The 10,439-nt window shown below is 34.5% G+C and carries 9 protein-coding genes; 7 read left to right on the top strand and 2 right to left on the bottom strand.

Annotated features, from left to right (window positions below; all coding sequences use genetic code 11):
* Positions 1–58: 58 nt before the first annotated feature.
* The 6 genes from G5B11_RS09195 to G5B11_RS09220 all read left to right on the top strand — a co-directional run bounded on the left by G5B11_RS09195 (position 59) and on the right by G5B11_RS09220 (position 7,575).
* Positions 59–946, top strand: coding sequence for an ABC transporter ATP-binding protein (locus tag G5B11_RS09195; protein ID WP_005426530.1), 888 nt, complete (start codon positions 59–61; stop codon positions 944–946).
* Positions 933–2,162: an ABC transporter permease subunit gene (locus G5B11_RS09200; protein WP_044926005.1), complete on the top strand. Its 1,230-nt coding sequence runs from the start codon at positions 933–935 to the stop codon at positions 2,160–2,162. The genes G5B11_RS09195 and G5B11_RS09200 overlap by 14 nt, the downstream gene beginning before the upstream one ends.
* 101 nt (positions 2,163–2,263) lie before the next feature.
* Positions 2,264–2,626: a winged helix-turn-helix domain-containing protein gene (locus G5B11_RS09205; RefSeq protein WP_191868085.1), complete on the top strand. Its 363-nt coding sequence runs from the start codon at positions 2,264–2,266 to the stop codon at positions 2,624–2,626.
* A 414-nt stretch (positions 2,627–3,040) separates the two neighbouring features.
* The gene (locus G5B11_RS09210) at positions 3,041–5,143 is read left to right on the top strand and encodes a penicillin-binding transpeptidase domain-containing protein (RefSeq protein WP_173727776.1); all 2,103 of its coding nucleotides are present in this window, start codon (positions 3,041–3,043) and stop codon (positions 5,141–5,143) included.
* A gap of 40 nt (positions 5,144–5,183) precedes the next feature.
* Entirely contained in the window at positions 5,184–6,341 is a 1,158-nt protein-coding gene (locus G5B11_RS09215; protein ID WP_062807810.1) for a DUF6070 family protein, read from the top strand.
* Complete coding sequence (locus G5B11_RS09220) at positions 6,328–7,575, top strand: DUF6070 family protein (protein ID WP_055059611.1); 1,248 nt, start codon at positions 6,328–6,330, stop codon at positions 7,573–7,575. Before G5B11_RS09215 ends, G5B11_RS09220 begins: the two co-directional genes overlap by 14 nt.
* A 27-nt stretch (positions 7,576–7,602) precedes the next feature.
* Here the strand turns inward: G5B11_RS09220 and G5B11_RS09225 are convergent, their stop codons facing one another.
* Entirely contained in the window at positions 7,603–9,399 is a 1,797-nt protein-coding gene (locus tag G5B11_RS09225) for a BlaR1 family beta-lactam sensor/signal transducer (RefSeq protein WP_173727778.1), read from the bottom strand.
* 10 nt (positions 9,400–9,409) lie between these two features.
* Positions 9,410–9,784 (bottom strand): BlaI/MecI/CopY family transcriptional regulator, encoded by a 375-nt coding sequence (locus tag G5B11_RS09230; RefSeq protein ID WP_092073165.1) that lies wholly within the window; start codon positions 9,782–9,784, stop codon positions 9,410–9,412.
* Positions 9,785–9,902: 118 nt separating this feature from the next.
* Between G5B11_RS09230 and G5B11_RS09235 the strand changes: the two genes are divergently transcribed.
* Positions 9,903–10,316 carry a winged helix-turn-helix domain-containing protein gene (locus G5B11_RS09235; RefSeq protein WP_005426519.1) on the top strand — a complete coding sequence of 138 codons (414 nt, stop codon included), beginning with the start codon at positions 9,903–9,905 and terminating at the stop codon, positions 10,314–10,316.
* Positions 10,317–10,439: the final 123 nt, after the last annotated feature.

The raw sequence follows: 10,439 nt of genomic DNA on the forward strand, positions 1-10,439 counted from the left end.
TGTCAATTACGAGAAATCACACAACGGTCGTAATCAGAGAAATGTGAGGAATTTGATTATGGAATTAGAATTGAAAAAATTAACAAAAGAATTTCAGGGATTTAAAGCAGTTGATGATATCACGCTGACGATGAGTAATGGAGTTTATGGGCTTCTTGGTGTCAACGGTGCTGGAAAAACAACGCTGATGAGAATGCTCTGCACACTTATTAAACCTACTTCGGGAAGCATATTATGTGATGGAAAAGATATTTTTGCATTGGATGGCGAATATAGGAGAATTCTTGGTTATTTACCTCAAGAATTTGGATTTTATCCGGAATTTTCGGTTCATGATTATTTAATGTATATTGCGTCAATTAAAGGAATGCGAATAAGTATTGCACGAAAGCGTGTAACAGAACTTCTGCGGCAGGTTGGGTTGGCTAAAATGCAGAATAGAAAAATGAAAAAATTGTCTGGAGGAATGAAACGCCGTGCAGGGATTGCCCAAGCTATGCTAAATAACCCAAAGATTTTGATCCTCGATGAGCCTACTGCAGGTCTGGATCCGAATGAAAGGATACGTTTTCGAAATCTGATCAGTGAATTGTCACAGGATCGTCTCGTGCTATTATCAACACATATTGTGTCGGATATTGAATACATTGCCAACCAGGTGTTATTGATGAAAGATGGAAAGATTAGCCATTCAGGAACACAAGAAGAGATTATTCAGTCAGTACCAGTAAAAGTATGGAGTTGTGTAGTTGCAAATAATGAAGTTGAAATGTGGCAAAAACAGTTTAAAGTCTCAAATATGAAAACACTTTCGGATGGAATAGAATTACGCATTTTGTCTGAAAAATCTCCACACTATAATGCGAAAGAGGAAACGATGACTTTGGAGGACATATTCTTATATTATTTCGGAGAGAAAACAGGTGATGATTATGACGTATTATGAAATAAAAAAAGTTTTTTCAAAAAAAGGAAGTAAGGTTGCGCTGATATTTATTTTTATTGTAATTTCAGTAGTCTTGTCTTTTATCATCGGGGATAATAAATATGTGAATCGTAATGGTGATGCGGAAAGTGGAATATCGGCTATGTTAAAGGTTCGTGAGTTGAAAAAAGAATGGTCAGGAGAACTGACAGAGGATGTGCTTAGAAAAATTATTGAAGAAAATGTCAGGATTTCACAGACACCGGAAGCTAAGTCGAATGATTTTAGACAGAATGATATAGCATATAGTCAAAGACAGGGTTTCATGGATATAAGGGATTTACTAAATTGTGATTATGGAGAGTTTAACGATTATAATTATTATCTGGCAGATTCTCTTTCTCCTGATGAAGCAGTAGATTTTTATTCTAATCGTATCAAAAATTTGAAAAATTGGTTAGAAACTGATGGAAAGGATCAGTTTTCTGAAAAGGAAAAAAGTTATTTAATAAGAGCGTATGAAAAAATGAAAACCCCTTTATATTATGATTATCAAGCGGGATGGAAAAACTTATTTCAATATTCACCCTCAATAATTATGATTTTGACATTGGTATTAGGTTTCCTTTGTGCAGGTATTTTTTCAGGTGAATTTCAGCTGAAAGCGAATGCAGTTTTTTATTCTTCTTATTATGGCAGAAATAAGGCTGTATGGGCAAAAGTGAAAGCAGGAGCAATCATAATAACGGCTATTTACTGGGCGGTTATGTTGTTATACACTATGCTTGTTTTGGGAATTCTTGGTGTAGACGGAGCAAATTGTCCCATACAGTCTAGTATGAGTGGGTGGAAGAGTATTTATAATATCACGAATGCTCAGGAATATATTTTGATAGTTCTTGGTGGATATCTGGGATGTTTATTTATGCAATCTCTAACTATGTTGGTTTCTGCGAAGACAAACTCATCAGTAATAGCGGTAATCGTGCCTTTTATTTTGATTTTTCTTCCATCATTTTTATCAGGAACAAGTCTACCATTATTAAATAAAATTTTGGGACTTCTTCCAGATCAAATGCTTCAAATGAATCAGGTAGTTAAATTTTTTAACTTGTATGAAATCGGAGGAAAAGTGTTTTGCGCAGTTCCTATTTTAATAATATCGTACTCCATTCTGCTATTATTGATTGTTCCAGTTATTTATTTTATATATCGCAGAAAAGAAGTTTATAATTAGATGAAGAAACATCTGTTAGAGGGAGTGAAAACATAGGAAAAATATTATTATTATCGTTTAAAGATAGTGAAGAAGAAATAATAGAGTCTGTTCTTGCTGCTTTGAAAACCGGACGAAATATATATTGTGATGAAAAAAATATAAATCCATTGAAAATACATTATGGAGATATTGTTATTTTATTAGCCACAAGAGAATTATTCCGAAAGCAGAAAAAAATAGATTTGTCTTTTACAGAGTTTGAAATTTTGCATTTATTAATGCGAAGTCCTGGAAGAGTGTTTAGTAAAGAACAAATATATGATATAATCTGGAATGAACCCTATTCGGGTGATTACAATGTTGTTATGCGACATATCTGCAACATTAGAGAAAAGATAGAAGATGATCCTGGACATCCGGTATATATACAAACGGTGCGCGGTGTAGGATATCGGTTTAACGGAAATTTAGGCAGCGAGTGAAATCGCTGCCTATTATTATGGTTTTACAAAGAAGGAAGTTTGTTATGAGAAGATCTTTGTATTTTAGGAGCATCCTGTTTGAGATATTTGGACAGGTTTTGATGTATCAATTCCAACTCTTTTGTTTCTTGCTTAAAGGAAACGTATTGAGTATTTATTGACTTCTTGTTGGAAATAAGATTTGAAAGTTGCTCCTGTAACTTATTAGTATTAAGATGCTTGGGAAACATCCGGAGAAACCATTACCTCAGGGTGTCGTAAAGTTCTTTATCAAAGAAGGCTTTGAGATGCCCTTTCTTTTTTTATCCAAATCTTTCCTCTTGTTTACATATATAAACCTAAGAAAAAGCTTGACGTTTAAATATTACAAGTGTAATATTTAAGAAAATATGAAAAAAGGAGAAATAAAACTATATGAGAAAAAAGAAAAGAAAAAAACACACGAAGATTATTACAAAAATAGTTTTATTTAGCGGTATATTGATTGGTGGTGGAATCGGTATTGTAACAATAATGAATTGTAATGTTCCTGAAAAAAGACTAATGGAATATATGAAATATATTGAAAAAGGGGAATATGAGCAAATGTATGCCATGCTGGATCAGAAAAAAAGCAGCATGAACAGTAAGGAAGAATTTATAGAACGAAATTCTAAAATATATGAAGGCATTGAGATGTCTGATCTGTCCATAACCGATATTACAGTAAAAAGACAAGAAAACGGAAATGCGGCAGTTTCCTATACAACAAATATGCAGACTGCTGCAGGAAATGTAGAATTTACCAACGATGCGGTATTTTCACATGATTGGACAGGATATCATTTAATCTGGCAGGATCAGTTGATTTTTCCAGAGTTATCTGCAACGGATAAAGTTCAGGTAACGTCAGAAGAGGCAAAGAGAGGAGATATTTTAGACAGAAATGGTCGTCAGTTGGCTGGAGAGGGAACTGCATCTTCGGTAGGAATTGTTCCGGGCAGGATGGAGAACAGAGAAGATACAATAAAAAAACTGGCAGAGTATCTTGGAATTGGAGCAGACGAAATTGAGGATAAGTTAAAAGCCGGTTGGGTAAAAGCAGATTCTTTTGTACCAGTAGCAACAATTCCTAAAATACAAGAGGTCGATCTTTTGACAGTGAATCCGGATAAAACTGTTCTGGAAGAAAAAGAAAAGCAGGACACATTATTGAAGATTCCAGGTATTATGTTATCTGATGTAAAAGTACGAACTTATTATCTAAAAGAAGTTGCCTCTCATCTGGTAGGGTATGTACAGGCGGTTACAGCCGAAGATTTGCAGGAACATAAAGGGGAAGGGTATCGTACAAACAGTGTGATTGGAAAGACTGGACTGGAAACGCTTTATGAAAAAGAACTAAAAGGAACAGATGGGTGTGAAATCTGTATTGTAGATGCAAATGGAAATAAAAAAAGTGTTATTGCATATGAGCCTAGAAAAGATGGAGAAGATATCCATACTACGATTGATGGTGATCTTCAAAGTACTCTTTATGAACAATTTAAAGAAGACAGAGGATGTTCTGTGGCTTTGAATCCTTACACAGGGGAAGTATTGGCGTTGGTAAGTACGCCATCTTATGATGATAATGATTTTGTACGTGGAATGGACAACAGCCAGTGGAGTGCATTAAATGAAAATGAAGATAGGCCTTTATACAACCGCTTTCGCCAGACATGGTGTCCTGGCTCAACTTTTAAACCTGTAATTGCTGCAATTGGATTAAAAGTGGGGGCATTTACTGCAAATGACGATTTTGGAAATGAGGGTCTGGCGTGGCAGAAAGATTCCTCGTGGGGAGATTATACAGTGACTACACTTCATGATTATGAACCTGTGATCTTGAAAAATGCGCTTATTTATTCAGATAATATTTATTTTGCAAAAGCAGCATTAAAAATTGGTGCGGATCAACTGATGCAGTCTCTAAATCAAATAGGATTTAATCAGGAACTTCCATTTGATATTAAAATGTCAGAGTCCCAATATTCTAATATGGACAAGATAGAAACAGAAATCCAGCTTGCTGACAGTGGGTATGGACAGGGACAGATTCTGGTAAATCCTTTGCATCTTGCAAGCATTTATACGGCTTTTCTAAATGATGGAAATATGATAAAGCCATATCTTCACGCGGATGATGGAAGCACTTCCAGTGAAATCTGGATAAAAGATGCTTTTTCACCACAAATTGTTTCGGAGGTTATGGAGGGGTTAGAGGGTGTAGTGAATAACCCGGAAGGAACTGGTTATGGAGCATGCCGGGAAGACATTAGATTAGCAGGAAAAACCGGAACAGCGGAACTGAAAGCTACAAAAGAAGATACATCTGGAACAGAAATTGGCTGGTTTACAGTTTTTACTACAGATAGAGATACAAAGAATCCTATTTTGCTCATCAGTATGGTAGAGAATGTGAAAGATATTGGAGGAAGCGGTTATGTGGTGGAAAAGGATAAGGCGATACTGGATGAATATCTTGGTAATGAATAATTTTTACCTTTAAATATTACAAATGTAAGAGGAAAATGATATGAAAAAAATTTGGAAAATATTTGTGGGAGTTATTTTTCTTGCTGTCTGTAGTGGATGTGGCATAAAGAAAGAGCAGAAAAAGACAATTGAAGATACGAAAGAAAAAATTTACAGAGAGTGTGAAATGCTAGCAGAAGGCTATCGGAACATATATGAGAATGCTGTGAAAGAAAATGCACTATATGAGCTGAGTACAATACAAAAAAGTATGGATTATTTTGGAAAATATGGATATGCAGTAATTGATTCCTACAATCAGCTGGATATGGTTCAAAGTATTAAAGTAGATGATTTTTTGAAAAAAGCAGAAAAAGAGAAGAATGGAAAAACTACTATATTTCAAGTTATAGCAGGGGATCATTTTATCCGGTATGATCTGAAAACCAAACAGGGGAAAATAGACGTTGAAGTAAGCTCTTTTAAATGGAAAGAGGACACTTGGCAGGAAACATATTATCATGAGTTTAGAGCTAATTCATGGAAATATACAGAAAACGGGCATTTCTTTATAGAAGAATATCATCCGGCAGGATATGATGGACCGTCTGGATATCGGGACTTTCGGGTAGCACCGTTAAATAAAAAATGTCGGGAGTTGAATCGAAAATATATACTTCCTTTTGGATATACACTTAATAAATTGTTTACTTCTAATTGGAGTGAAAAAAATTATGATGGAATAAATTTTTATGATGTTTTTGATCGTTTACTTTCAATGGAAGAAAAAACTGATGAATTTAAGGAAGGAAAGACTTATGAAATCCCAAAAGAATCATTTGAAACGATATTTCAAAAATATTTTAATATAAGCGCAGAGATACTGCAGACAGGAACGGTATTTCACACAGAAATACAGACATATCGGTATCGAACCAGAGGAATCGTATATGATTTTGCTCCCACACCATATATTCCATATCCGGAAGTTGTTTCCTACATAGAAAATCAAGATGGAACAATAACACTGGAAGTAAATGCGGTATGGCCACAAAAAGAATTAGATCAGGCGTTTTGTCATAGCGTAACCATTCGGCTGTTAGATAAAGATAGATTTCAATATGTATCCAATTATGTATCAAGGTCAGAAATAGAGGTTACCTGGTATACAGAAAGATTATCAGACGAAAAGTGGGAGGAATGTTATGGAGATAATTGATATGATTACAAAAAGAAAACTGAAAAAGATGATGAGCGTTTTATTTATTTCGGGATGCTTTTTCATAGGAAATACAAAATGTAAAGGGGCTGATTTAGAATATATTTCACAGGAAACTGCGAATTATGCTGTACAAGAAAGAGGATATGATTTGCCAGTAGATGAAGTCGTGAAAGAAGAAGCTATTGAAGATTGTAAGAATGTTATGAATCAGATGAAAGTCATTTATCAAAAGGCGGATAAAGGGACTTCATCGAATATAGTAGTTTCTGAGACAGTAATGGAAGAAATGCAGGAAGTATTAAAGGAAAAAAATGTCCCCGTTATTACATCAGCACCGTATTCAAATATGGCTAATTATTCTAAAATGGAAGAATTTCTTTTCAGGGCAGAACAGGATCTGACAGGAGATATCGTCTTATATAGGATTAACAGGGATGGTGGGATAGAAAGACTCAAATTCAATTATGATGGGACAGATATGTATTTGCTGGCTGTGAAAGCTGTTTGGGGTATGAACGACAATCCATCTATTGTATATGTTTCGTATACAAGGATAGAAGAATGGAAATATACAGAAAAAGGCTGGTTTGGTTATACGCTATGCGTTCCAAAGTATCCGGAAGTATCAGAAGCGGTTGATGGCAGTTCTATGATAAGAATTAAACCTTTAAGTGATGAATGCAGGGAAGTTTCAAAGAGGTGTGTGTATTTGCTTGGATATCAGGGGAATAATCTTTTATGTTCTGATTGGGATAGATCTGATATGGAAGGGTTAGATTATAATGGTTTATATGAATATTTATATCGAATGAAATACGGGGAGAGATATGAGTTTTCAGGTAACTCAAGTGGAATTCCGGCAGAAGAGTTTGAAAATCTGATAATGGAGTTTTTGCCGATAACAGCAGATCAAATTAAAAAATGGGCAGTATTTGATTCGGAACATCAAACTTATGACTGGGAACGATTAGGCTGTTTAAATTATAGCCCTACTTATTTTGGAACATCTTTACCGGAGGTCGTTGAAATAAGAGATAGCGGAGAGGGAAACAGTGTGTTGGTTGTTGATGCTGTATGTGATACATTTATATGTAATGATGCCGTTATTACAAGTGAGCTGACTGTTAAGTTCAACGATGATAAGAGTTTTAAATATATGGGGAATAAAATTCTGAATAATGGTACGAAAGAAGTTCCCAAATATCAATATAGAATAAAAAGAAAGAACTGATAACAACTATCAGCCCTTTCATATTTGTTAATTCCATATATGTAATTTTTTTAAGATATCAGAAGTGATTTCAAATGCTTTTTTGCCAGTTGCATTAGAATCACTTTGGATATTGGTTGCAAAATAATAGCTGTTATCGGAAGTTTCTACATATCCGATAAACCAGCCGTTGATATCCTGTCCGTTGACACGACCGGTTCCAGTTTTTCCGTAGAAATTACCATTAGGTGTACTGGCAATTTTTATAGCATTTTTAACAGAAAATACATTTTGGAAATTTAGATGGAATTCATTTGTGTTAAATTTTTTTAATAATGTTACTTGCTCTAAAGGCGAGATTTTTAATGAAAAATCGGACCAGTATAAATCCAGATTTGAACTGGTTGTTTGGTTTCCATATTCTATTTTATTCAAAAATTCCTGGACTCTGTTAATTCCGAGCTGCGAATCAATTGCCTGGAAATACCAGTTAACGGAATTTTGCATAGCAGAGTTTAAATCCTGATCAGCTTCCCAGGATGGAAAAGGAAAGGCATCACCATTCCATGTCATGGAAGAGTGTTCTGGTGTGATGATTCCGGATTCCAACCCTAATAATGCATCGTATATTTTGTAGGTAGACTCTGGCGGAATACGTTTGGTGGCTTCTTCAAGATCGTATATTTTCCAGGAATCCAAATTATTGTCATACAAAACAAATGATCCATCATATGTTCCAAATGTTTCGGATATATCTAACAGGGAGATATTTTTGTCTGTATCACTAAAATGATATACGCTTTGAGTAGAGGCATCAATGGATAAAATGGGTGTACATCCAATAAAAACAGCACTAATGACCAGATAAATTATCAATGCTCTCATTTTTTGATAAAGAGTTTCTTTCCTAAAAACGGCGATGTTGAGAATACGTCGTTTCATCTGCCTAAAATTTCCGGACATTCCAACTGCCAGTGGAGAGGAAAAAGAGGATATTTTTTCTGCAAAATTAATCAGTGTAGTTCCATAAGCTTGGTATTCATCAGCAGAAATCATCTGCAATACAGCAGAATCACAGGCTATTTCACGGTCACAGAGAATTTCTTTTAAAGTGTACCAAACAAAAGGGTTAAACCAGTAGAGTATATTACTTATGACCATGAGGAAGCCAATAAATATATCTTTGTGACGGTAATGCTGTAATTCGTGTAGCAGCATAAAACGCATATCATCAGGATTCAGTTCGGAAATTAAATGGATGGGAATGTAAATTCTGGGATGTATTATTCCGATTAAAACTGGTGATTTTAAAAATGCAGTACTGTAGACTGATACTGGGTGAGAGATTTTAAGTTCCTTTAAACAATTGTAATAAATAGTTTTTACCTGCTGATTTTGAAGCGGGAGAGCAGATCTTTTTATGGAACGTACATAGTTTAATGAATGAAGGGTGAGGACTGACATAATCATAACACCCGTTATCCATATTAGAAAGAGTATGGTATTCAAGCCTCCAGAAAATTGACTACTGATGGAAACTGAAAAATCATTCACCTGGTTTAACAAAATATTTTGTGTATTACTGGTAAGTTCGGATAGCGTGTCGGTACCAGAGTTAAGTCCTGAGTCAGTTTGAAAAAAATGTAACCATGAAAAAAGTTGTGAGCCATGAATCTGTACAGGAAAAAATGGCACGGCAAGTAGTAAAAATAAAAGAAAACAGAGATGGTACTGTGTAGTCGCAGATAAATATTTTTTCAGAAGTTTTTTTGTTCCGATTATTACAAGTGTAAAAATACATATGAAGATATTACTGATTAAAAAGTGGATGATCCAGTTGCTCATTCAAAACCTCCTATTTCTGATGTTTTGATAATAAATGGCGTAAGTTATCAATTTCTGTTGAAGAGAGCTTATCGTCTTCAAGGTAAGAAGCCAGCATAGAAGAAAGATTTCCATTATAATATCGCTTTAAAAAAGAATTGCTTTCCTGGCGTATATATTCATCTTCTTGGACTAATGGAGTATAGACAAATACCCGGCTTTGTTTTTCGTAGGAAAGAGCTTTTTTGGAAACAAGTCTCTTGATAAGAGTTTGAATTGTTTTTGGACTCCAGCTGGTAGTTAGAGTAAGTTTTTCTGTAATTTCATTTGTATTGATGGGAGCATATTTCCATACAATTTTCATAACTTCAAATTCGGCTTCTGAAATCTGGGGTAGTGACATAATAAAATCCTCCTGCTAAATCCTACATATGTAATAAATATATTATATTACTTGTAGAAGAAAAAAGTCAAATGGCAGATGATATATAGAATATAAAATTAATAATGTAGAGGCAATAAAGGTGAAAAAGATAGAAATTATTGAGAGAATCACAGATGCTAATGGAAGCATAAGTGAAAACATATTGACTAGCTGGGAACATAAAAACCAATTCATACCGGAAATTATAAGGTTTGGAGAATTAAAAATATATCTACAGGAACGAATTGTTAAAAAGAATGATAGTGATGTTCATCTTTCAAAATATGAATATGATATTTTACTTCTTTTAGCGAAAAGTCCAGGTAGAATATTTGGAAAAGAAATGGTTTATGATCTGGTATGGAATGAACCTTATTCCGGTGATTATAATGTGGTTATGCGACATATCTGCAATATCAGAGAAAAAATAGAAGATGATCCTGGACAACCATTATATATACAAACAGTACGAGGTGTAGGATATCGGTTTAATGGGAATTTAGGCAGCGAGTGAAATCGCTGCCTATTATTATGGTTTTACAAAGAAGGGAGTTGGTTATGAGAAGATCTTTGTATTTCAGGAGCATCCTGTTTGAGATATTTGGACAGGTTTTGATGTATCAATTCCAACTCTTTT

It is taken from the genome of Blautia glucerasea, from assembly GCF_013304385.1.
Lineage (GTDB): Bacteria > Bacillota > Clostridia > Lachnospirales > Lachnospiraceae > Blautia_A > Blautia_A ammoniilytica.

Excerpts from the sequence above, each read along its gene's own strand:
- G5B11_RS09225 (WP_173727778.1), bottom strand. The coding sequence starts at position 9,399 with ATGAGCAACTGGATCATCCACTTTTTAATCAGTAATATCTTCATATGT.
- G5B11_RS09195 (WP_005426530.1), top strand. The coding sequence starts at position 59 with ATGGAATTAGAATTGAAAAAATTAACAAAAGAATTTCAGGGATTTAAA.
- G5B11_RS09215 (WP_062807810.1), top strand. The coding sequence starts at position 5,184 with ATGAAAAAAATTTGGAAAATATTTGTGGGAGTTATTTTTCTTGCTGTC.
- G5B11_RS09210 (WP_173727776.1), top strand. The coding sequence starts at position 3,041 with ATGAGAAAAAAGAAAAGAAAAAAACACACGAAGATTATTACAAAAATA.
- G5B11_RS09220 (WP_055059611.1), top strand. The coding sequence starts at position 6,328 with ATGGAGATAATTGATATGATTACAAAAAGAAAACTGAAAAAGATGATG.
- G5B11_RS09200 (WP_044926005.1), top strand. The coding sequence starts at position 933 with ATGACGTATTATGAAATAAAAAAAGTTTTTTCAAAAAAAGGAAGTAAG.